The organism is Sandaracinobacter sp. T42, from assembly GCF_059115405.1.
In genome coordinates this window covers 2,284,519-2,307,005 of record NZ_CM181101.1, presented here as the reverse complement: position 1 = coordinate 2,307,005, position 22,487 = coordinate 2,284,519, and the positions used below count along the sequence as shown (strand labels likewise).

Below are 22,487 nucleotides of genomic sequence, written 5' to 3'. Positions count from 1 at the left end.
GCTAGCGCCGCGCCATGCGCCAGATTCCCAGACTGTTCGTGGACGCGCCGCTTGCGGCAGGGGCCGAGTTCGAGCTGGAAGGGGGGCAGGTGCATTATCTGGCCACCGTGCTTCGGCTGGACCGGGGCGCCGAACTTCGGTTGCTGGACGACCGGACGGGGGAATGGGCCGCCGAAGTGGCGGACGTGGGCCGTCGCCGGGTCAGCGTGCGCGTGGGCGCGATGATCCGCGGGCGGGAGCAAACGCCCGACCTTTGGCTGCTGACGGCGCCGATCCGGGCGGATCGCTTCGAATGGATCGTCGAGAAGGCGACCGAACTGGGGGTGCGGCGGATCGTGCCGGTGCTGACCGAGCGGACCAACCACGCCCGGCTGAAGCCCGAACGGCTGCGCGCGCACATGGTGGAGGCAGCCGAACAGTGCGGACGCACTGCGCTGCCGGAACTGGCCGATGCCGTGAAGCTGCCGGCGTTGTTGGCGGGATGGGGCGCGGGGCGGGCACTGCTGTTTGCGGATGAGGAGGGCGGGGCGGCGATGGACGCGCTGAAGCCTTCGACGCCGGCCGCCATCCTGGTCGGGCCGGAGGGCGGCTTTTCGCCTGCCGAGCGGTCGGCGGTGCTGGCGCTGCCGCAGGCGAGGCGGCTGGCGCTGGGGCCGCGCATCCTGCGGGCGGATACCGCGGTCGTTGCGGCAATCGCGCAATTCCAGTTGTCTGGTGGACATTGAGCGCCACTCAGAATCGGGCTGGCGCGGGGCATCGGGCGCGGCTAAGGCGCGGCGCATGAGCAACAAGCTGGAAGCGGCCGGGGACGGAGCCCCCATCGAGAGCAAGGCCGACCTGATCGGGCTGTTCGAGCGGGGGGAAAAGCCGAAATCCGATTGGCGGATCGGAACCGAGCATGAGAAATTCGTGTTCCGCACGCGCGATCATGGCCAGCCATCGTGGGAAGAGCCGAACGGCATCCGCGACCTGCTGACGGCCTTCGGTCGCTATGGCTGGGAGCCTGTGCTGGAGGATGGCCGGATCATCGCCGCGACCGGCGCGGACGGCAGCCTGAGCCTGGAGCCGGCCGGGCAGTTCGAGCTTTCGGGCGCGGCGCTGGAAAACCTGCACCAGACCTGCGCGGAGACCGGGCGGCACCGCGAGCAATGCCTGGCGATCGGCGAGGAGCTGGGGCTGGGCTTCCTGGGGCTGGGGTTTAACCCCGTCGCCACGCGCGAGGCCCTGCCGTGGATGCCCAAGGGACGTTACGCCATCATGCGGCGGCACATGCCGCGCGTAGGCGCGCTGGGGCTGGACATGATGCAGCGCACCTGCACCGTGCAGACCAACCTGGACTATGGCTCCGAAGCGGACATGGTGAAGAAGTTCCGGGTGAGCCTGGCATTGCAGCCGCTGGGCACGGCGCTGTTCGCCAATTCCCCCTTCACCGAAGGCCGGCCGAACGGGTTCCTTTCCTATCGCAGCCATATCTGGACGGATACCGACCCTGCACGCACGGGCATGCTGCCCTTCGTGTTCGACGCGGGCTTCGGCTATGAGGCCTATGCCGATTATGCGCTGAACGTGCCGATGTATTTCGCCTATCGCGATGGCCGGTATCTGGACGCGGCGGGCAAGAGTTTCCGCGATTTCATCGAGGGCCGGCTGGACGTGCTGCCCGGTGAGCGCGCCACATATGGCGACTGGAAGGACCATCTTTCGACGGCGTTCCCCGAGGTGCGGCTGAAGGGCTATCTGGAAATGCGCGGCAGCGATTCCGGGCCGCAGAACCGCATCTGTGCGCTGCCGGCCCTGTGGGTGGGCCTGCTGTACGACGGCACCGCGCTGGATGCGGCCTGGGATCTGGTGAAGGGCTGGGACATCGAAGGCCAGCAACGCATGCGCGACGAAGTGCCGAGGCTGGCGCTGAAGGCGACCGCGCCCGATGGCAAGAGCCTGCAGACATTGGCCAAGGAAGTGCTGGCAATCGCTTCGGGCGGACTGGACCGGCGCGCGCGCGAGAACGGCATCGGCGACAGCGAGTCCGGGTTCCTGACCCCGCTGTGGGAGATCGCCAACAGCGGCCAGACGCTGGCCGAACATTGGCTGGAGCGCTTCCACGGCCCCTGGGGCGGGAAGATCGACCCGATCTGGGACGAGGCGTTGTTTTGATTTAGCCCCTGCGGGCGCCGGGCTTCCGTCCGGCTTGCTTCCTCCGCTTCGCTGCGGTCGGCCGGTCGGCCTTGCGGTGGCTGCGCCAGCGGTATTTGTTTTGTCCCTCAGGCGCCGGGCGGGCCGCATCCGCGGCCCTTGGCTTTCCTCCGCTTCGCTTCGGGCGCGCGGTCGCGCTTGCGGTGGCTGCACCACCGGCTTTTGTTTTGTCCCTCAGGCGCCGGGCGGGCCGCATCCGCGGCCCTTGGCTTTCCTCCGCTTCGCTTCGGGCGCGCGGTCGCGCTTGCGGTGGCTGCACCACCGGCTTTTGTTTTGTCCCTCAGGCGCCGGGTGGGCCGCATCCGCGGCCCTAGGCTTTCGCGCCACCTGGCGCGGCGGCCGGTCGGCCTTGCGGCGGCTTTGCCGCCGGGTTCTGTTTGGGTCCCTCGGGTGACGGGCGTCGGGCTTATCGGCTCGCCACGGCGTAAAGCGCGATGGCTGCCGCGTTGGAGACGTTCAGGCTTTCGACCGCGCGGGTGATGGGAAGCTTCGCCAGCACATCCACATGTTCGCGGGTGTTGTGGCGCATGCCTTCACCCTCTGCACCCAGCACGATGGCCTGCGGCTGCGGGGTGAGGGCTTCGGCCAGCGTCAGTTTTGCTTCACCGGCAAGGCCGATGCGCCAGTAGCCGGCCTCTGCGATCTCCTCCAGCGCGCGGGCGAGGTTGACCACGCGGACCCAGGGCAACACCTCCAGCGCGCCGGAGGCTGCCCGGGCGAGTGCGCCGGATTCGGGGGGGCTGTGGCGATCCTGGGTGATGATGGCGCGGGCGCCGAATGCCGCCGCCGAGCGGATGATGGCGCCGACATTGTGCGGATCCGTCACCTGATCGAGGAGGACGAGCGGGGCCTTTGGATCCGGGTTTTCCAGCACCTCGTCGAGCCAGGGCGATTCGAGCGGCTCGACTTCCAGCACCAGGCCTTGGTGCGGGGCGTCCGCCGGCACGAGGCGGGCGAGGTCATGGCCATCCCCGAACTGGACCTGCAGGCCTTCGGGGATCACGATCTTCGCCAGTTCCTCGTGCGTGCCGTAAAGTTTCCTGAGCTTGCGTTCCGGATTGTCGAGCGCGGCATAGACGGCGTGCCGGCCGTAGAGACGCGGCCGGTTCGGATCGGTGCGATTGGCGGTGCCGTGGCGCTTGTTCGGTCTTCGTCCCATGTTCCTGCTTCCCGGGCCCGCGATCGGGCGGCCCTGTCACTAGCCATGGGTGGCGCGAGAGGAAAGCCCGCACGACAGCGGTTGGCAAAGGAGTGGCCATGGCAAGCTTTGAATCGGTGATCACGGGGCTTACGGCGCGCGATGACGGCTGGGCGACGACGCCGACGGACGACTGGCTGCAGGGGCGGACCCTGTATGGCGGGCTTTCGGCGGCGCTGGCGCTGAGGGCCTGCGAACTGGCGGTGCCGGGCCTGCCGCAGCTGCGATCGGGGCAACTGGCCTATATCGGCCCGGCGGCGGGCGAGGTGCTGCTGCAGCCGCGCATGATCCGGCAGGGCAAGTCGGTGACTTTCATGAGCTGCGACCTGCTCTCGGGCGGGGTGGTGGCGCTGCGGGCCCTGTTTGCCTTCGGCGCTTCGAGGGAGAGCCGCTATGCCGCCGTGGCGCCGCCGCCGCCGGTTTGGCGCGCGCCGGAGGATTGCCCGCGCCTGTGGCCCGAAGGAATGGGGCCGGCCTTTGCAGGGCACCTGAACCAGCGCCTGGCCGGGCCATTGCTGCCCTTTTCGGGGGCGGACAGCGGGGATCTGCTGTTGTGGGTGCGGCATGCCGAGCCCGTGACGCCCGGGCAGGTAGCGCTGGTGGCGATGGGTGACGCGCTACCGCCTGCAAGCTTCACCCGTTTCGTGGGGCCTGCGATGATCAGCACCATGACTTGGAGCTTCGATCTGTTCGATCCGGAGACGGCGGACGGATCCGGCTGGATGCTGCTGCATTCGCGCGACGACGGCGTGGGAGACGGCTATGCCGGGCAGGACATGGGGATGTGGGACGAGGCCGGCCGGCCGCTGATGCGGGGACGTCAGTCCGTCGCGATCTTCGCCTGAGGGGCCTGTTGCGCCGAAAGGAAGGCCAGCATGCGCTGAAATGCGAGACGGCCCTCCGCTGTGTTCAGGCGTAGCTGATATTCATGACCGAGTGGGGGCTGGTAGGCATCAGGGAAAAAGAGCGTGTCTGTCTTCACGCCGAGAGTTTCCAGCCTGTGTGCCAGCTTCAGCCCCTGCGCGGTGAGCGGATCGGCGTTGCCGCCGGTGATGAAGCTGGGCGGGAAGGTCGGGCCGACATGATCGATGGTAGAAAACAGCTCTCCACCCTTCACTTTTGCCGGATCGGTTTCGCCGGTGTAGCCGCGGAAGGCGGCGCGGACGAAGGCCCCGATGAGGCCGCCGCCATCCAGATCGGGCAGTTCGTAGATGCCGGAGGTGAGCAGCATGGCGCGTAGCCTGCCCGGGGGGATCGACGGCCTGACGCCGAGCTTTTCGGCATAGGCCGGATCAGTGATGGCGACCGCCAGCTGGGTGGCGATATGGGCGCCCGCCGAATCACCCCCGAGAATGATGGCCGATGGATCGACGCCGAGTTCGGCGGCCTTGGCTTCGACATGTTCGATTGCCGCGTTCACCTGGCGAACGGGCAGGGGATAGGCTGCGCTGGCACCGCGCCGGTATTCGACTGACACGACCGGATAGCCATGGCCCGCAAGCACCGAGAGCCAGTTGGCGACGCTGGACTTGCTGCCCGCGACGAAGCCGCCGCCATGGACCCAGACGATGAGGGGCGCCTGCCGGGGCGTACCGGGCGGCGGCAGGAAGAGGTCGAAGCGTTCATCCGGATCGGTGCCGTAGCGGAGATCCCTGCGGGCGATCACGCCCGGCGGGACATGCCCGGCCGATGCTGCGGCGAGTTCGGCGTCTCCGCGATCAAAGACCTGCCGTATGACCCAGACGCCGGGTTCCGGGCTGAGGCGGACAGCGAGGAGGGCGGCCAGAACCAGGCCGGACAGGATTGCTGCGATCCAGGCCAATATGCGCAAATGCCTTCTCCTTCCCCGGTGCTTTTCCTGCCCGGCACAGGGCTCGCACGGCTTTGCGGTGTTGACAAGGCGGGGCCCATTCGCCATTTGCCCGCCTCCCGCACCGAAGGGTTCGGAGGGGTGGCCGAGCGGTCAATGGCAGCAGACTGTAAATCTGCCGGGTTTTCCCTACGTTGGTTCAAATCCAACCCCCTCCACCACTTCTGTGCGGGCATCGGCCGAAGGCCGATGTTCGGCGCACTGGCGCCGGCGCGCAGTCGCGCTTGCGGCGGCCTTGGCGCCGGGTTAGGTCTGCGTGGCGTGGGCGGGTATAGCACAATGGTAGTGCAGCAGCCTTCCAAGCTGAATACGCGGGTTCGATTCCCGCTACCCGCTCCAGCCCGGCACATTCTGAAGATGCTGCCGAAGCTGCGGAATTCCCAAGGTTCGAGAGTGAGCCGGCCATGGCATCTTGCCGCTTGCCTCACAACGCGCGGTCGCCTATAGCCCCGCACCCGCGCTCCGTAGGAGTGTAGCTCAGTTGGTAGAGCATCGGTCTCCAAAACCGAGGGCCGGGGGTTCGAGTCCCTCCACTCCTGCCAACGCCTTGGGAGAAGACGTCTTGAATGAGGCGTCTGGAGACCCCAGGTCGCTGGAGGGCGGGCAAGTTTTCTGGCCCGGCCGGTGCCCCGCAGAAGAGGGGCGTCTGCCGGGAGTTGTCGTTGGTGAAAGCGCGGGGCGGAATGCTTCGGGTGGGAACCGGCGGCGGATGGAAGGTTGAATCGAATGGCGAAGACGAGCCCGGGCGAGTTTGTCCGGCAGGTGAGGCAGGAAACGTCGAAGGTCGTCTGGCCGTCGCGTCCTGAAGTCGTGCGCACGACGATCCTCGTCCTCATCATGACGTCGATCCTTGCCGTCTTCTTCCTTGGCGTCGACCAGGTGCTGGGCCGGGCGGTCAAGTTCTTCCTGGGTCTGGGAGCGTAATCCTCATGTCGCGCTGGTACATCATTCACGCCTATTCCGGGTTCGAGAACAAGGTGCGCGACCAGATCGTGTCGGACGCGGCCCGGCTGGGGCTGGAAGGCATGGTCGAGGCGGTCGAGGTGCCCACCGAGAAGGTGACGGAAGTTCGGCGCGGCAAGAAGGTGCAGAGCGAGCGGAAATTCTTCCCCGGCTATGTGCTGGCCAAGCTGGAAATGAACGACCAGGTCTATCACCTTGTGAAGAACACGCCGAAGGTGACTGGATTCCTTGGTTCTTCGGGCAAGCCGCAGCCGATTTCGGAAGCCGAGGCGGCGCGCATCCTGAACACCAAGGCTGAGGCCGACGCCGCTGCGCCCAAGGCGAAGAAGAAGGCGAACTTCGAGATCGGGGATTCGGTGAAGGTGCTGGACGGTCCGTTCGCCAGCTTCTCCGGCCTGGTGGAAGAGATCGACTACGAAAAGTCGCGCGTGAAGGTTTCCGTTTCCATCTTCGGCCGGGCGACCCCGGTGGAGCTGGACTTCGAGCAGGTCGAGAAGACCAAGTAATTCCCGCAAGGGATGCAGGCCCCCGCGCCGCGGTCGGACGGGGGTGACATCGTGGGAGGCGAGGGGTTTGCCCCGATCCGTTTGCACCACACGGCCGCACAACCGGAGGGAAGGGTGGTTCGCCACCCGGCCCTGATTTGGAGCAAGTGATATGGCAAAGAAGATCACTGGCTATATCAAGCTGCAGGTTGCAGCTGGTAAGGCCACCCCGAGCCCGCCGATCGGGCCGGCGCTGGGTCAGCGCGGCGTGAACATCATGGAATTCTGCAAGGCCTTCAATGCTGCCACCGGCGGCCTCGAGCCCGGCATGCCGATCCCCACGGTGATCACCGTCTATGCCGACCGCAGCTTCTCGTTCATCACCAAGACGCCCCCGGCGAGCTTCCTTCTGAAGAAGGCGGCCGGCCTGAAATCCGGCGCGACGACGCCCGGCAAGGGCGCGCCTGCGGGCAAGGTGAAGAAGTCGCAGATCCGCGAGATCGCCGAGACGAAGATGAAGGACCTGAACGCGAACGACATCGAGATGGCCATGAAGACCATCGAAGGTTCCGCCCGCGCGATGGGCCTTGAAGTGGTGGAGGGCTGATCCGATGGCCAAGCTGACCAAGAAGAGCAAGGCTCTCGCCTCGACCGTCGAGCCGCTGAAGCTGTACCCCGTTGACGAGGCGCTGGGCCTGGTGAAGGCGAACGCGACCGCCAAGTTCGATGAGACGATCGAAGTGGCCGTCAACCTGAACGTCGATCCCCGCCACGCGGACCAGATGGTTCGCGGCATGGTGACACTGCCCAAGGGTACCGGCAAGACGGTGCGCGTGGGTGTGTTTGCCCGCGGCCCGAAGGCCGATGAAGCCCGCGAAGCCGGTGCCGACGTGGTTGGCGCCGAAGACCTGCTGGAAATCGTGCAGGGCGGTACCATCGACTTCGACCGCTGCATTGCGACGCCCGACATGATGGGCCTCGTCGGACGCCTGGGCAAGGTGCTGGGCCCCAAGGGCCTGATGCCGAACCCGAAGCTGGGCACCGTGACCATGAACGTTGGCGAAGCGGTGAAGGCTGCCAAGGGCGGCCAGATCGAGTTCCGCGTCGAGAAGGCGGGCATCATCCACGCCGGTCTCGGCAAGGCGAGCTTCGCCCAGGAAGACCTGAAGGAAAACCTGACGGCGTTCCTGGATGCGCTGGTGAAGGCCAAGCCTTCGGGCGCAAAGGGCAAGTATGTGGAAAAGATCTCTCTCAGCTCAACCCAGGGCAAGGGCGTGAAAGTGGATCCGGCGACCGTCGGGGCCTGATCCAGTCCACCTTACCGAACAAGCGGAGGCCGGGGAGCGATCCCTGGCCTCTTTTTGTGGAGGGGCGCGCGAACGGGCAGGGCGCTTGCGGGCAGGGTTCGCGCGGGCGATCTTGACCTGTGAGGCGAATCCTCTATAGCGCGCGTTCCGTTTGCAGGCTTCGGCCTGCGACGCCGTCCGAGATTGCAGGTGCCCCAGTCCCGTAAGGGAGGCCGGGTTTAAGCCAGATGGGCCTGCATGAGACGAGGAACAGCTTTGGCCCTCTGTTGCCGTGCGATGGCTTGAGGGATTGCGGCGAACCAATGGTTTCGCTGCCGGCGATCCTTTTCGGGCGGGCCAGCGGGCCCGGACTCCATCCAGGCCTCTGGCTCTTCTTGCTGTTCCTCAATCCGGGGGGGCAGCGATGTGCAAGGAGTGAGCATGGATCGGAACCAGAAGAAAGAGCTGGTCGCCAATCTCGCGAAGACGCTGGGTGAGACCCAGGTTGTGGTGATCACCCGCAACCACGGTCTGACCGTTGCGCAGGTTTCCGACCTGCGCACGCGGATGCGCGGAGCTGGTGCGCAGTTCAAGGTGACGAAGAACCGGCTTGCCCGCATTGCCTTGGAGGGCACGCCCTATCAGGATATCGGCCAGCTTCTGGTCGGCCCTGTCGGTCTTGCCACGTCCGTCGATCCGGTTGCGGCTGCAAAGATCGCAATCGAGTTCGCGAAGACCACCGACAAGTTCGAAATCGTCGGTGCTTCGATGGCGGGCACGCTTCTCGATGTGAACGGGGTGAAGGCGCTTGCCGAACTTCCGTCGCTCGACGAGCTCCGGGCGAAGCTGGTGGGTCTGTTGAACGCACCTGCGACCAAGATTGCGCAGCTTTCGACGGCCCCGGCCGCCAAGCTGGCGCGCGTGTTTGCGGCTTACGGCGACAGCGCCGCCGCCTGATAGAGATCAAGGAGTACGAAAATGGCTGACCTGAACAAGATCGTTGAAGACCTGTCCGCCCTGACCGTTCTGGAAGCTGCCGAACTGGCCAAGCTGCTGGAAGAAAAGTGGGGCGTTTCCGCCGCTGCGGCCGTGGCTGTTGCCGCTGCTCCGGGTGCTGGTGGCGCTGCTGCCCCGGCCGCCGAAGAAAAGACCGAGTTCGACGTGATCCTGACCGGCGACGGTGGCAAGAAGATCAACGTCATCAAGGAAGTCCGCGCCATCACCGGCCTGGGCCTGACCGAAGCGAAGACCCTGGTGGAATCCGCTCCGAAGGCCGTGAAGGAAGGCGTGAACAAGGAAGAAGCCGAGAAGCTGAAGAAGCAGCTCGAGGAAGCCGGCGCGACCGTCGAACTCAAGTAAGTCTTTCGACGCATTCAGGCAAAATGAAGGGGCGGTCCTGCGAAGGGCCGCCCCTTTCGCATGCGCGCCGCGCATGTTCCCCCAAGGCGTTGCGCATGGGGCTATGCCCCTTTTGGTCACAACATCCGCCCGGCGCGATGGGTTAGATTGCAGTCTCTGCGGCGGACAGGGGCGACGCGCAGGCTTGTGGGCTGTCTGTTGGGGGAGTGGCCACGTTGGCGAGGCTTGAGAACGAGACGAAGCGAGCCGTGTTTCCAGCCCGCGCCGCAGGCGCGCGTGAGCAGCTTGCCCAGCTTGCATCCCAGTTGCGCGTTCATCAGTGGTCGAAGAACCTTCTTCTGTTCGCGCCGATGGTGGTGGGGCACCAGTTCACAGAGCAGGCGCTTCTGGCCTCTGCCATGGGGTTTGCGGCTTTCTGCCTTGCCTCTTCGGCGGGATATCTGGTGAACGATCTGGTGGACATGTCGGCGGACCGGACGCATCCGGCCAGACGCCACCGCCCACTGGCATCCGGCCGTTTTTCCGCGCAGCTTGCCTGGGCGTTGATCCCGCTGCTGACGGCCGGCGCGATCGCGATCGGTGTGCTGTTCCTGCCGCAATCCTTCCTTGTGGCGCTGGGGGCCTATCTGGTTGGAACGCTGAGCTATTCGCTCTATCTGAAGCGGCGGCTGGCGCTGGACGTCGTGATCCTGTGCCTGTTGTACACGCTTCGGGTGCTGGCCGGGAACGAGGCGATCGGGGCCGATCCCACCGAATGGCTGGTCGGCTTTTCGATGTTCCTGTTTCTGGCCCTTGCGCTGATCAAGCGGCATTCCGAACTGATGGCGCTGGGGATCGGCGGGACGGATCAGGCGCCCAATCGCGCCTATCGCACAGAGGATCTGCGCATCCTGCTGCCGCTTGCGGGGGCTGCGGCGCTGGCTTCCGTCACCATCTTCGCGCGTTACATCGGCGAGACGGAGGTGCTGGCGGTGTACAGCAAGCCGGTGGTGCTGTGGTTCGTGGCACCCATCCTGCTGTACTGGCTGTTGCGACTGCTGCTGCTGGCCAACCGCGGCGACCTTCATGAGGACCCGGTGGTGTTCGCCACCACGGATCTGAAGAGCCTGCTGTGCGGGGCGCTGATCGCCGCAATCCTGCTTCTGGCCTGGTGACCCCCGGCACGATGGACAGCGGGGGTGGGCGCAAGCTGGTTCTGATAACGTCCCTGCTGTTTCTGGCCGTGGCGGCCCTGTCATATCAGCGGCTGGAAGCCAGCCGGTCAGCCTATGCTGTGAACAACTGCGTGCTGGGCGCCGACAACGCCACGATCGGTGCGGCGCTGGACAAGGGGATCTACAGGGGCCTGCGCCTGCGGAAGCATCCGATGGCCGTTGTGCTGGTGGCGACCGCTTCGGAACCGTTGGCGAGGGCGGGACTGAACCCCCGGCAGGCGACCTCCGCCGGGCTGGCGCTGATCCAGGGGCTTGGCGCGGCCGCCATGTTCCTGTTTCTGGCCCGCAATGTGACGGGGCGGTGGACGGCGCTGGTTGCGACCTTGTTCTTCCTGTCGCTGTTCGGCCCGGCCACCCTGTTCGGCGTGACGGACAGCTATGGCGTGACGTTCGCGGTTTCCGCGCTGGCCGTGCTGGCGATGGGGGAACTGGCGCGCGGATGCGCAGGGGCGCGGGGCGTGATCGGGGCGGGGCTGGCGGTTGCAGCGGCCGGGCTGGCCAATCCCCCGGCGATGTCGATCCTGCCGCTATATGCCGCCCTGCGCCGGAGCGGACTACCGGACGACAGTCGGTTGATGCGGGATCTGGCCGGCCCTGCCGCCATCGCGGCGCTGCTGGCGCTGGCCTTGCCGATGCTGGTTTCCGACGGTTGGGGGCTGGGATATGCGAGGCGCTATGCCACGCTGGATGGCGTGCGGGATATGGGGCTGTTCGCGGACTATGCCGCAGGCTTCTGGCTGTATGCGCTGGTGGCGCCACTGGATCTTGTGCAGTGCCGTTACGGGGCGGGTCTTCTCGCCGGCGCGGATCGGCTGCGCCTGGCTGGCATGGGGCTGTCTGCCCTGCTGCTGGCGATCGGTGTGGTTCGGGCCCTGGGGATCAGGCGCAGCCGTGATCTGGCATTGGCCTGCCTTGCCGGAACGGGGGCGCTTTTCCTGTTCTATCTGGTCTTCAACCCCGGGGAAGTGTTGCTGTACAGCCCGCAGTGGCTGTTCCTGCTGGTGATCGGCGCGGCGGCAGGGCTGGGTGGTCTGCACGGTCTGCCGCTGGCCGCTGTGGCGGTGCTGAACCTGGCGCTCAACCTTCCGCCCCTGCAGCGGGGCGGCAGCGCCGATCCGGCCCGCTGCTGCCCGGTTCCACCACCCAGCATGTTACCGCAGGAGCATCCGCTTCGACAGGCCGGGCGGTTGTGCGGCGGGGGCGCCGGACCATGACGGCATCAGGGGGGCGCAGACAGGGGCATCTTCAGGCGATCGACGACATGCGGGGGCTGGCGATCCTGGCGATCGTGCTGCTGCATTCGGCGAACGCCATGCTGAACCGTGGGCTGGCAAAGCCGCTTTCGCCCGCCGCGCAGCATGTGGGCGTCGCGACCGATATCCTGTTCCACAACAGCACCATCTATTTCGCGCTGATATCCGGCATCCTTTACGCGCATCTGTTCGCCGGGCGGCCGCACGGGGCGTTCCTGCGCGCGCGGCTTGCCAATGTGGGGGCCCCCTATCTGGTGATGACGGCCGGGCTGACGACCATCCTGTGGCTGGCGGGATCGCGGCATTCCGAAAGCCTGCCGGTGTCGATCCTGCGGAACCTGATCTTCGGCGATGCCTGGAATACATTCTGGTACATCCCCGTGATCCTGACTCTCTATGCTCTGAGCCCGCTGCTGTGGCGGGTGATGACAGAGCGGAGGCTGGACGCGCTGGCGCTGCTGATATTGTGCCTGCCGCTGATCTTCACCCGGACAGGCACGATGCTGTCAGCGCAGATGCTCGTCTATTTCGCGGGGGTCTATTGCTGCGGAATGCTGGCCGGGCGGGATTTGCCACGTACGATTGCCTGGCTGCACGCGGAAGCGGGCCTTGTGGGGATGGTGGCGGCCATATCGGCGCTGGTGCTGCTGCTGCTGCATCTGGCCGGGCTGGACGAGGTGGGGTTCACCTCGTTGCGGGAAAGCATCTTCTACATCTTCCGGCTTTCGCTTGCCGGCCTGCTGTTGCCCTGGCTGTCCGGCTGGCGGCCGCCGCCGGACGGACAGCCGCGCAGGTTCCTGGGGCTGGTCGCGGCCGCCTCGTTCGGGATCTACTTCCTGCACGGCCCCCTGCTGCGGCTGATCGCACACGCCATCGGGCCGATTGTGCCGACGGCGCAGCCGGCATGGGCCGTGATGCTGGCGATCCTGGTTTCCGCGGCGCTGGTTCTGGCGCTGTGCCTTGCCATCCTGCTGCTGGTGAAGCGCCTGCTTGGCACCCGTTCCCGTTATCTGACCGGCTACTGACCCTCCTCGTCAGGGATATGGTGCAGCAGATCTCCGGGCTGGCAATCCAGCGCCGCGCAGATCGCCGCCAGCGTCGAGAAGCGGATCGCCCTGGCCTTGCCGGTCTTCAGGATGGAAAGGTTCGCCAGCGTGATGTCGACCTTTTCGGACAAATCGGTCAGCGTCATGCGGCGGGCATGAAGCAGCTCGTCGAGCCGGACGGTGATCGGCATCAGACGGTGCCTTCCAGATCGTCGCGCAGGTGCCGGGCCTGTTCGAACACTTCGGCCAGAACGAAGGCGAGGAGCGCCGCGAGCAGGCCGGTGAAGGAGAATTCGAAGCTGGCGCCAATGTCCGTATGGCGGGCGATGGCGTGCCCGGCGAGGCCGGTGAGGAAGCCTGCGCCCTGGATGCCGAGGATAATCCAGCCGATGCGCCGCAAGCGCAGGCTGCTGTCCGCCGTGAACGGATCGCCATGTGATACGCCATCCAGCACTGCGAGCAGATCCCGGAATACGGCTGCCGTCAGTGCGAGGATGGTGGTGGCGCCGACAAGCACGAGGCTGAGCCAGGGCTGGAGCCCGGCGATCCTGGCGGTCATGCCCTTTTCCGCAGCCTCTACCAGCAGTTGCGGCCAGCCCAGCGCGAGGGCGATGGCCGTCAGGCCGAGGGCCACTGCGACGAGGATCGAGATGGACATGCCCGCGACACAGATGATGCGGCTGGTGGCGAGAGCGAAGCCTGGACGTGAGGACATATCGAACTCCGATACATGAAATATCGAAAATCAATAATCTGTGACTTGTCATTGTCAAGACGATTTATCGATATTCGATGCAGATGCCGGCAGGGCGAGGATGGCGGCGGTTTGCTGCGAAGCCGGCTGACCCTTTACAGGCACCGGCAGCCTTTCTATAGGCGCTGCCTCACTTCAGTTCGGGATAGGGGCGCCGTCGCGCAGCGCCTTCACGCATTGGGCCGGAGTGTTTCGGGATACGCGCACAGCCGCAGCCGGGGTAACGCCTTGGTCATGCGGCTTTTCGTGTCTCGATCGCGCACAAGAATTCTTGACCGAAGGACCCGTGCCACATGGCGACCAAGGCCGTTGAACCCACCCGTTCCGCTGCGAATCGTTTCCGCGCAACCCGCCGCATCCGCCGCGTTTTCGGCAATATCGCCGAAGCCGTGCAGATGCCGAACCTGATCGAGGTTCAGCGCGAGAGCTATGAGCAGTTCCTGCGTTCGCGCCCCGAGATCGGCTATGTATCCGGCCTGGAGAAGACCCTTCGCTCGGTGTTCCCGATCCGCGACTTTGCCGGCACCGCCGAGCTGGATTTCGTGAACTATGAGCTGGAAGACCCGAAGTACGACATGGAGGAATGCCGCCAGCGCGGCATGACCTTCGCCGCCCCGATGCGGGTGACGCTGCGCCTGATCGTGTTCGAGGTGGACGCCGATACCGGCACCCGCTCCGTCATCGATATCAAGGAACAGGATGTCTACATGGGCGACATGCCGCTCATGACGGAGAACGGCACCTTCCTGGTGAACGGCACCGAGCGCGTGATCGTGAGCCAGATGCACCGGTCGCCGGGCGTGTTCTTCGACCATGACCGCGGCAAGACCCACAGCAGCGGCAAGTTCCTGTTCGCGGCCCGTGTGATCCCCTATCGTGGCAGCTGGCTGGACTTCGAATTCGACGCCAAGGACATCGTGAACGTGCGGATCGACCGGAAGCGCAAGCTGCCGGTCACGTCGCTGCTGTATGCGCTGGGCCTCAGTGGCGAGGAGATCCTGAACCACTTCTACGGCACCGTCCGCTGGGAGCGGGACACCAAGCTGAACGGCTGGCGCATGCCCTTCGTGGTCGAGCAGTGGCGCGGCCAGAAGCCGACGTTCGACGTGCTGAACGCGGACACCGGCGAAGTTCTGTTCAAGGACGGCGAGAAGGTGACGCCGCGCGCCGCCAAGAAGGCGCAGACGGAAGGCGTGACCACGCTGCTGGTGCCCGCCGACGAGATCCTTGGTCGTTTCTCTGCCTTTGACCTGATCAACGAGAAAACCGGCGCCATCTATGTGGAGGCCGGTGACGAGCTGACGCAGGAGCATCTGGACAAGCTGACCGATGCGGGCTTCGCCCATGTCGACGTGCTGGACATCGATGGCGTGAACGTGGGCCCCTGGATCCGCAACACGCTGATGGCGGACAAGGCCGAAGAGCGCGACCAGGCGCTGGCCGACATCTATCGCGTGATGCGCCCCGGCGAACCGCCGACGCGCGAAACCGCCGAAGCGCTGTTCGCCGGCCTCTTCTTCGACCCCGAGCGCTATGACCTGTCCGCCGTGGGCCGGGTGAAGATGAACATGCGTCTGGGCCTCGACGCGCCGGACGATCTGACGACGCTGCGCAACGAGGACATCCTCGCCGTCGTGAAGACGCTCGTGGAGCTGAAGGACGGCAAGGGCGAGATCGACGACATCGACAACCTGGGCAACCGCCGGGTGCGTTCGGTGGGCGAACTGCTGGAGAACAGCTATCGCGTCGGCCTGCTGCGCATGGAGCGCGCGGTGAAGGAGCGGATGTCGTCTGTCGACATCTCCACCGTGATGCCGAACGATCTGATCAACGCGAAGCCGGCCGTGGCGGCCGTGCGCGAGTTCTTCGGTTCCAGCCAGCTTTCGCAGTTCATGGACCAGACGAACCCGCTGTCGGAAGTGACGCACAAGCGTCGTGTTTCGGCGCTCGGGCCGGGCGGGCTTACCCGCGAACGCGCGGGCTTCGAAGTCCGCGACGTTCACCCGACCCATTATGGCCGGATCTGCCCCATCGAAACGCCGGAAGGGCCGAACATCGGCCTCATCAACAGCCTGGCGACCTTCAGCCGGGTGAACAAGTACGGCTTCATCGAAACACCGTACCGCAAGGTGGTGGACTGCAAGGTGACCGACGAGGTGATCTACCTCTCGGCCATGGAGGAAGCGCGCCACACCATCGGGCAGGCGAACGTCGAGCTGGATGCCGAAGGCCGCATCGTGGAGGATCTGGTTTCCGCCCGCGAAGCCGGCGAATTCCTGATCGCCCCGCGCGAGCAGATCACGCTGATGGACGTGTCGCCCAAGCAGCTGGTGTCCGTCGCCGCCTCGTTGATCCCGTTCCTGGAAAACGATGACGCCAACCGGGCGCTGATGGGATCGAACATGCAGCGGCAGGCCGTGCCGCTGGTGAAGGCCGAAGCGCCGTTCGTGGGCACCGGCATGGAAGAGACGGTGGCCCGGGATTCCGGCGCTGCAATCGCCGCCCGCCGGGCGGGCATCGTTGACCAGGTGGACGCCGGCCGGATCGTGATCCGGGCGACGGAAGAGGTCGAGCCGGGCAAGACCATGGTCGACATCTACACGCTGATGAAGTTCCAGCGCTCCAACCAGAACACCTGCATCAACCAGCGTCCGCTGGTGAAGGTGGGCGATGTGGTGGCCAAGGGCGACATCATCTGCGACGGCCCCAGCACGCAGTATGGCGAGCTGGCGCTGGGTCGGAACGCGCTCGTCGCGTTCATGCCCTGGAACGGCTACAACTACGAGGATTCCATCCTCATCAACGAGCGCATCGTGCGCGAGGACATCTTCACCTCGATCCACATCGAGGAATTCGAAGTGATGGCCCGCGACACCAAGCTTGGGCCGGAAGACATCACGCGCGACATCCCGAACGTCGGCGAGGAAGCGCTTCGCAACCTGGATGAAGCCGGCATCGTCTATATCGGCGCCGAGGTCGAGCCGGGCGATATCCTTGTCGGCAAGATCACGCCCAAGGGCGAAAGCCCGATGACGCCCGAAGAGAAGCTGCTGCGCGCCATCTTCGGTGAAAAGGCGAGCGACGTGCGCGACACCTCGCTGCGTCTGCCGCCGGGCGTGGCGGGCACCATCGTGGAAGTGCGGGTGTTCAACCGCCACGGCATCGACAAGGACGAGCGGGCGCTGGCCATCGAGCGCGAGGAAATCGACCGGCTGGAAAAGGATGCGGCCGACGAGCGCGGCATCCTCGACCGGGCGACCTTCGCGCACCTGAAGGACATGCTGCTGGGGCAGACGGTGGTGACCGGCCCCAAGGGCGTGAAGAAGGGCGCCGTCATCGACGAGGCGCTGCTGGACGAGCAGCCGAAGCGCGAATGGTGGAAGTTCGGCGTTGCCGACGACAACTGCCAGGCGAACCTGGAAGCCAGCCGGGCCCAGTATGACGAGGCGATGAAGTCCATCGCGGAACGGCTGGAAGACCGGAAGGACAAGCTGCAGCGTGGCGACGAACTGCCGCCGGGCGTGCTGAAGATGGTGAAGGTGTTCGTTGCCGTGAAGCGCAAGCTTCAGCCGGGCGACAAGATGGCCGGCCGCCACGGCAACAAGGGTGTGATTTCCCGCATCCTGCCGTCGGAAGACATGCCGTTCCTGGAAGATGGCACGGCCGTCGATCTGGTGCTGAACCCGCTGGGCGTGCCTTCGCGGATGAACGTGGGGCAAATCTTCGAAACCCACCTGGGCTGGGCCGCGCGCGGCCTTGGCCGCCAGGTGGCCGGGCTCCTGGAATCGATCCGCCACCAGAACGAAGCGGCGGTTTCCGATGCCGCGGGTGACCTGGCGAAGCTGCGTGCAAACCTGGACGCCGTGTATGGCGAGCAGGCGAATGTCGCGGCGATGACGGACGAGGACCTGATCAAGTTCGCGGACAGCCTGACGCCGGGCGTTCCCATGGCGACGCCCGTGTTCGACGGCGCCAAGGAAGCGGATGTGTCGCACATGCTGCAACTGGCCGGGCTGGACAGTTCGGGACAGGTCGAGCTGTTCGACGGCCGCACCGGCGAGGCGTTCGACCGCAAGGTGACCGTCGGCTACATCTACATGCTGAAGCTGCACCACCTGGTGGACGACAAGATCCACGCGCGCTCCATCGGGCCGTACAGCCTGGTTACTCAGCAGCCGCTGGGCGGCAAGGCCCAGTTCGGCGGCCAGCGCTTCGGGGAAATGGAAGTCTGGGCGCTGCAGGCCTATGGCGCGGCCTATACGCTGCAGGAAATGCTGACGGTGAAGTCGGACGATGTGGTCGGCCGCACCAAGGTCTATGAAGCGATCGTCAAGGGTGACGACACCTTCGAGGCCGGCATCCCCGAGAGCTTCAACGTGCTGGTGAAGGAAATGCGCTCGCTCGGCCTGAACGTCGAGCTGAAAGCAACCGACGCCGACGCCTGATATCCGAATCTGATCAGCCCCCCTTCAAGGGGGGCGAGGAGAAATCATGAACGAACTGGTTCCCAACGCTTTCTCGCCGGCCGCCAAGCCGGAGACGTTCGATCAGATCCAGATCTCGATCGCGTCGCCCGACAAGATCCGCAGCTGGTCGTTCGGGGAGATCAAGAAGCCCGAAACCATCAACTACCGCACGTTCAAGCCCGAGCGTGACGGCCTATTCTGCGCGCGTATCTTCGGCCCGATCAAGGATTACGAATGCCTGTGCGGCAAGTACAAGCGCATGAAGTACAAGGGCATCGTCTGCGAGAAGTGCGGCGTTGAAGTCACGGTCTCGAAGGTCCGTCGGGAACGGATGGGCCATATCGAACTGGCGGCGCCCGTTGCCCACATCTGGTTCCTGAAGTCGCTTCCCAGCCGCATCGGCATGCTGCTGGACATGACGCTGAAGGATCTGGAGCGCGTCCTCTATTTCGAGATGTACATCGTCACCGAGCCGGGCATGACCCCGCTGAAGAAGTTCCAGCTTCTGAACGAGGACGAGTATCTGGACGCCCAGGACCAGTATGGCGAGGAGGCCTTCCGTGCCGGCATCGGCGCGGAGGCGATCCGCGAACTGCTGATGGAACTGGACCTCGCATCCGAGAAGGAAGAGCTCCTCGAGGAACTGGCGACGACCAAGTCGGAACTGAAGCCGAAGAAGATCATCAAGCGGCTGAAGATCGTCGAGAGCTTCCTGGAATCCGGCAACCGGCCCGAGTGGATGATCCTGACGGTGATCCCCGTGATCCCGCCGGAACTGCGCCCGCTGGTCCCGCTGGATGGTGGCCGCTTCGCGACATCCGACCTGAACGACCTTTACCGCCGCGTGATCAACCGGAACAACCGCCTGAAGCGGCTGATCGAACTGCGCGCGCCGGACATCATCGTGCGCAACGAAAAGCGCATGCTGCAGGAAGCCGTTGACGCGCTGTTCGACAACGGCCGCCGTGGCCGCACCATCACGGGCGCCAACAAGCGGCCCCTGAAGAGCTTGTCCGACATGCTGAAGGGCAAGCAGGGCCGGTTCCGGCAGAACCTGCTTGGCAAGCGCGTCGATTATTCCGGCCGTTCGGTTATCGTGACAGGCCCGGAACTGAAGCTGCACCAATGCGGCCTGCCCAAGAAGATGGCGCTGGAGCTGTTCAAGCCGTTCATCTACGCTCGGCTGGACGCCAAGGGCCTGTCGATGACGCTGAAGCAGGCGAAGAAGTATGTCGAGAAGGAGCGCAAGGAAGTCTGGGACATCCTGGACGAGGTGATCCGCGAGCATCCGGTTCTGCTGAACCGGGCGCCGACGCTGCACCGCCTTGGCATCCAGGCGTTCGAGCCGGTGCTGATCGAAGGCAAGGCGATCCAGCTGCACCCGCTGGTGTGCGCCGCCTTCAACGCCGACTTCGACGGCGACCAGATGGCCGTTCACGTTCCGCTGAGCCTTGAGGCGCAGCTGGAAGCGCGTGTGCTGATGATGTCCACCAACAACATCCTCAGCCCTTCGAACGGCAAGCCGATCATCGTGCCGTCGCAGGACATGGTTCTGGGCATCTACTACCTCTCCATGGAGCGGCAGGAAAAGTCGCCCGAGTATATCGACTTGCCGGACGGCACCCGGCGCGAGAAGCTGCCTCTGTTCGCCGACATGGCGGAAGTGCATGCGGCGCTGACAGCCGGCGTGGTGACGCTGCATACGCGCATCGAGGCGCGCGTTCCGCAGACGGACGAGGCCGGCCACACCGCGATGAAGCGATTCGTGACCACGCCCGGGCGTATGCTGATCGCCGAATGCCTGCCGAAGAGCCACAAGGTGCCCTTCGAAACGGTGAACCGCCTTCTGACCAAGAAGGAGATCGGCGATGTGATCGACACCGTCTATCGCCATACCGGGCAGAAGGAGACCGTGCTGTTCGCGGATGCGATCATGGCGCTGGGCTTCCGCCACGCCTGCCAGGCCGGAATTTCGTTCGGCAAGGACGACATGGTGATCCCGGCGACGAAGGAGCCGCTGGTCGAGGAGACGCGCGCGCTCGCCAAGGACTTCGAGCAGCAGTATCAGGACGGCCTGATCACGCAGGGCGAGAAGTACAACAAGGTGGTCGACGCCTGGGCGCGTTGCGGCGACAAGGTCGCCGAGGAGATGATGAAGGAAATCTCCGCGACGCCCATCGATCCCAAGACCGGGCGCCAGCGGGCGATCAACTCCGTCTACATGATGGCGCATTCGGGCGCGCGGGGTTCGCAGGCCCAGATGAAGCAACTGGCCGGCATGCGCGGCCTGATGGCCAAGCCTTCGGGCGAGATCATCGAGACGCCGATCATCTCCAACTTCAAGGAAGGTCTGACCGTCCTTGAGTATTTCAACTCCACGCACGGTGCCCGGAAGGGCCTGGCGGATACCGCGTTGAAGACCGCGAACTCGGGCTATCTGACGCGCCGTCTTGTCGACGTGTCGCAGGATTGCGTGGTGCTGGAGGACGATTGCGAGACGTCGCGCGGGCTGATGATGAAGGCCATCGTCGAAGGCGGCTCTGTCATCGTGACGCTGGCGGAACGCATCCTGGGCCGGACCGTGTGCGACGATATCGTCGATCCGAAGACGGGCGAGGTGCTGTTCGCGCGCGATACGCTGCTGGACGAGAAGATGGTGAAGGCCATCGAGGATGCCGGCATCGCGGATGTGAAGATCCGTTCTCCGCTGGTGTGCGAAGCCCAGCAGGGCGTTTGCGGCCGCTGCTATGGACGGGATCTTGCCCGCGGGACGCCGGTGAACATCGGCGAGGCTGTCGGCGTGATTGCCGCCCAGTCCATCGGCGAACCCGGCACGCAGCTGACGATGCGCACCTTCCACATCGGCGGCGCCGCACAGGTGAGCGAGCAATCCAGCCATGACGCGCCTGTCGACGGCGTTGCACAGTACCGCAACCTGCCGGTCATCAAGGACAGCAAGGGCCGGATCATCGGCATGGCGCCGACCGGTGGTGAACTGGTGATCGTGGACGCCGAAGGGCGCGAACGTTCGGTTCACAAGATCGTGTTCGGTGCGATCCTGTCGGTGAAGGACGGGGAAAAGGTGAAGAAGGGCCAGCGGCTTGCCGAGTGGGACCCTTACACCCGGCCGATCATCACCGACAAATCCGGCGTGGTGAAGTATCAGGACCTGGTCGACGGCCAGACGCTGAAGGAAGAAACCGACGACGCCACGGGCATTGCGCAGAAGGTGGTTTCGGAATGGAAGGCATCCAAGGCGAAGGACGATCTTCGCCCGCGGATGACGCTGCTGGACGACAGCAGCGGCGAAGCCGGCCGCTATCTGCTGCCGGTGGGCGCCATCCTTTCGGTTTCCGATGGGCAGCGGGTGGAAGCGGGCGACGTGCTGGCGCGGATGCCGCGCGAAGCCGCCAAGACGCGGGACATCACCGGCGGTCTGCCGCGGGTCGCCGAGTTGTTCGAAGCCCGCGTGCCGAAGGACAACGGCATCATCGCCAAGGTGGATGGCCGGATCGTGTTCGGGAAGGACTACAAGGCGAAGCGCCGCGTGGAACTGCACCCCGAGGACGGTTCGGAGCCGATCGTCTATCTGCTGCAGAAGGGCAAGCACATGTCCGTTCAGGAAGGCGACCTTGTGCGCAAGGGCGACTTCATCGTGGACGGCCCTGCGAACCCGCACGACATCCTGGATGTGCTGGGTGTCGAGAAGCTGGCTGAATATCTCTGCTCGGAAATTCAGGAAGTGTATCGACTGCAAGGCGTGAAGATCAACGACAAGCACATTGAAGTGATCGTTCGCCAGATGCTGCAGAAGGTGGAAATCACCGACGACGGCGACACCACGCTGCTGAAGGGCGAGCAGGTCGACCGCGAGGAAATGGACGAGGCAAACGCCAAGGCCATTGCGGAAGGCAAGCGGCCCGCGGAAGGCAAGCCGGTGCTGCTGGGCATCACCAAGGCGAGCCTGCAGACCCGCAGCTTCATCTCAGCCGCTTCGTTCCAGGAAACGACGCGCGTGCTGACCGAGGCGGCCGTTCAGGGCAAGGCGGACACGCTGCAGGGCCTGAAGGAGAATGTGATCGTCGGCCGCCTGATCCCGGCCGGCACCGGGGCGGCGCTGGGCCGCCTGCGGGTGACGGCGACGAGCCGCGATGCTGCGCTTCGGGCGCAGCAGGCGGCGCTGGCGGCGGCGAGCGACGCGACCGCCGACGCCTGACGCCACGGGCAGAGGCTGAAGCAAAGACCCCCGCGGTGCACGCCGCGGGGGTCTTTCTGTTTGCGGATTGTATCTGTTGCGCCACTTTATTACCCAGTAGACGTAAGATTTTTTTACGAAACTCTCAGATGGCATGTGCTTCTGGCATTGTAATTATCTGAGAATCATAGGGAAAATTTATCTG

The 22,487-nt window shown here is 65.2% G+C and carries 18 protein-coding genes and 3 tRNA genes; 17 read left to right on the top strand and 4 right to left on the bottom strand.

All coding sequences use genetic code 11. The features are described 5' to 3' along the window. The first annotated feature begins 14 nt into the window (after window positions 1-14). Complete coding sequence (locus ACW9TV_RS11265) at window positions 15-725, top strand: 16S rRNA (uracil(1498)-N(3))-methyltransferase (RefSeq protein WP_494303566.1); 711 nt, start codon at window positions 15-17, stop codon at window positions 723-725. A gap of 55 nt (window positions 726-780) precedes the next feature. Further along, window positions 781-2,154: a glutamate--cysteine ligase gene (locus ACW9TV_RS11260; RefSeq protein WP_494303565.1), complete on the top strand. Its 1,374-nt coding sequence runs from the start codon at window positions 781-783 to the stop codon at window positions 2,152-2,154. A 445-nt stretch (window positions 2,155-2,599) separates the two neighbouring features. On the opposite strand, the gene rlmB is transcribed toward ACW9TV_RS11260, so the two are convergent. After that, window positions 2,600-3,352, bottom strand: coding sequence for a 23S rRNA (guanosine(2251)-2'-O)-methyltransferase RlmB (rlmB, locus tag ACW9TV_RS11255; protein WP_494303564.1), 753 nt, complete (start codon window positions 3,350-3,352; stop codon window positions 2,600-2,602). A gap of 98 nt (window positions 3,353-3,450) precedes the next feature. Here rlmB and ACW9TV_RS11250 point away from each other — a divergent pair, with 98 nt between their 5' ends. Then, window positions 3,451-4,236: an acyl-CoA thioesterase gene (locus ACW9TV_RS11250; protein WP_494303563.1), complete on the top strand. Its 786-nt coding sequence runs from the start codon at window positions 3,451-3,453 to the stop codon at window positions 4,234-4,236. Here the strand turns inward: ACW9TV_RS11250 and ACW9TV_RS11245 are convergent. After that, a complete protein-coding gene (locus tag ACW9TV_RS11245; protein ID WP_494303562.1) occupies window positions 4,212-5,222 on the bottom strand; it encodes an alpha/beta hydrolase in 1,011 nt (336 codons plus the stop codon). The two genes, ACW9TV_RS11250 and ACW9TV_RS11245, sit on opposite strands and share 25 nt — an antisense overlap. 114 nt (window positions 5,223-5,336) lie before the next feature. Between ACW9TV_RS11245 and ACW9TV_RS11240 the strand changes: the two genes are divergently transcribed. The 12 genes from ACW9TV_RS11240 to ACW9TV_RS11185 all read left to right on the top strand — a co-directional run bounded on the left by ACW9TV_RS11240 (window position 5,337) and on the right by ACW9TV_RS11185 (window position 12,846). Further along, window positions 5,337-5,422 (top strand) — tRNA-Tyr (locus tag ACW9TV_RS11240). 104 nt (window positions 5,423-5,526) lie between these two features. Further along, a tRNA-Gly gene (locus tag ACW9TV_RS11235) sits at window positions 5,527-5,600 on the top strand. 127 nt (window positions 5,601-5,727) lie between these two features. Next, a tRNA-Trp gene (locus ACW9TV_RS11230) sits at window positions 5,728-5,803 on the top strand. A gap of 184 nt (window positions 5,804-5,987) precedes the next feature. After that, entirely contained in the window at window positions 5,988-6,185 is a 198-nt protein-coding gene (gene secE / locus ACW9TV_RS11225) for a preprotein translocase subunit SecE (protein WP_374387949.1), read from the top strand. A 5-nt stretch (window positions 6,186-6,190) separates the two neighbouring features. Next, entirely contained in the window at window positions 6,191-6,730 is a 540-nt protein-coding gene (gene nusG, locus ACW9TV_RS11220; RefSeq protein WP_374387951.1) for a transcription termination/antitermination protein NusG, read from the top strand. Window positions 6,731-6,881: 151 nt separating this feature from the next. After that, window positions 6,882-7,316 carry a 50S ribosomal protein L11 gene (gene rplK / locus ACW9TV_RS11215; protein WP_494303561.1) on the top strand — a complete coding sequence of 145 codons (435 nt, stop codon included), beginning with the start codon at window positions 6,882-6,884 and terminating at the stop codon, window positions 7,314-7,316. Window positions 7,317-7,320: 4 nt separating this feature from the next. Then, window positions 7,321-8,016: a 50S ribosomal protein L1 gene (gene rplA / locus ACW9TV_RS11210; protein WP_494303560.1), complete on the top strand. Its 696-nt coding sequence runs from the start codon at window positions 7,321-7,323 to the stop codon at window positions 8,014-8,016. A 420-nt stretch (window positions 8,017-8,436) separates the two neighbouring features. Next, the gene (rplJ, locus tag ACW9TV_RS11205; protein ID WP_374387955.1) at window positions 8,437-8,952 is read left to right on the top strand and encodes a 50S ribosomal protein L10; all 516 of its coding nucleotides are present in this window, start codon (window positions 8,437-8,439) and stop codon (window positions 8,950-8,952) included. 21 nt (window positions 8,953-8,973) lie between these two features. Further along, window positions 8,974-9,354 carry a 50S ribosomal protein L7/L12 gene (gene rplL, locus ACW9TV_RS11200; RefSeq protein ID WP_494303559.1) on the top strand — a complete coding sequence of 127 codons (381 nt, stop codon included), beginning with the start codon at window positions 8,974-8,976 and terminating at the stop codon, window positions 9,352-9,354. A 215-nt stretch (window positions 9,355-9,569) separates the two neighbouring features. Then, window positions 9,570-10,508, top strand: a complete 939-nt coding sequence (locus ACW9TV_RS11195) for a UbiA family prenyltransferase (protein WP_494303558.1) — start codon at window positions 9,570-9,572, stop codon at window positions 10,506-10,508. Beyond that, complete coding sequence (locus ACW9TV_RS11190) at window positions 10,505-11,782, top strand: hypothetical protein (RefSeq protein WP_494303557.1); 1,278 nt, start codon at window positions 10,505-10,507, stop codon at window positions 11,780-11,782. The genes ACW9TV_RS11195 and ACW9TV_RS11190 overlap by 4 nt, the downstream gene beginning before the upstream one ends. Then, window positions 11,779-12,846: an acyltransferase family protein gene (locus tag ACW9TV_RS11185; RefSeq protein WP_494303556.1), complete on the top strand. Its 1,068-nt coding sequence runs from the start codon at window positions 11,779-11,781 to the stop codon at window positions 12,844-12,846. Before ACW9TV_RS11190 ends, ACW9TV_RS11185 begins: the two co-directional genes overlap by 4 nt. On the opposite strand, the gene ACW9TV_RS11180 is transcribed toward ACW9TV_RS11185, so the two are convergent. Next, the gene (locus tag ACW9TV_RS11180; protein ID WP_494303555.1) at window positions 12,840-13,058 is read right to left on the bottom strand and encodes a helix-turn-helix domain-containing protein; all 219 of its coding nucleotides are present in this window, start codon (window positions 13,056-13,058) and stop codon (window positions 12,840-12,842) included. The two genes, ACW9TV_RS11185 and ACW9TV_RS11180, sit on opposite strands and share 7 nt — an antisense overlap. After that, complete coding sequence (locus ACW9TV_RS11175) at window positions 13,058-13,582, bottom strand: DUF2975 domain-containing protein (RefSeq protein ID WP_494303554.1); 525 nt, start codon at window positions 13,580-13,582, stop codon at window positions 13,058-13,060. Before ACW9TV_RS11175 ends, ACW9TV_RS11180 begins: the two co-directional genes overlap by 1 nt. Before the next feature lie 332 nt (window positions 13,583-13,914). Here ACW9TV_RS11175 and rpoB point away from each other — a divergent pair, with 332 nt between their 5' ends. Next, window positions 13,915-18,066: a DNA-directed RNA polymerase subunit beta gene (gene rpoB / locus ACW9TV_RS11170; RefSeq protein ID WP_494303553.1), complete on the top strand. Its 4,152-nt coding sequence runs from the start codon at window positions 13,915-13,917 to the stop codon at window positions 18,064-18,066. A 46-nt stretch (window positions 18,067-18,112) separates the two neighbouring features. Continuing rightward, on the top strand, window positions 18,113-22,303 hold the full coding sequence (gene rpoC, locus ACW9TV_RS11165; RefSeq protein WP_494303552.1) for a DNA-directed RNA polymerase subunit beta': 4,191 nt from the start codon (window positions 18,113-18,115) through the stop codon (window positions 22,301-22,303). The last annotated feature ends 184 nt before the right edge of the window (window positions 22,304-22,487 follow it).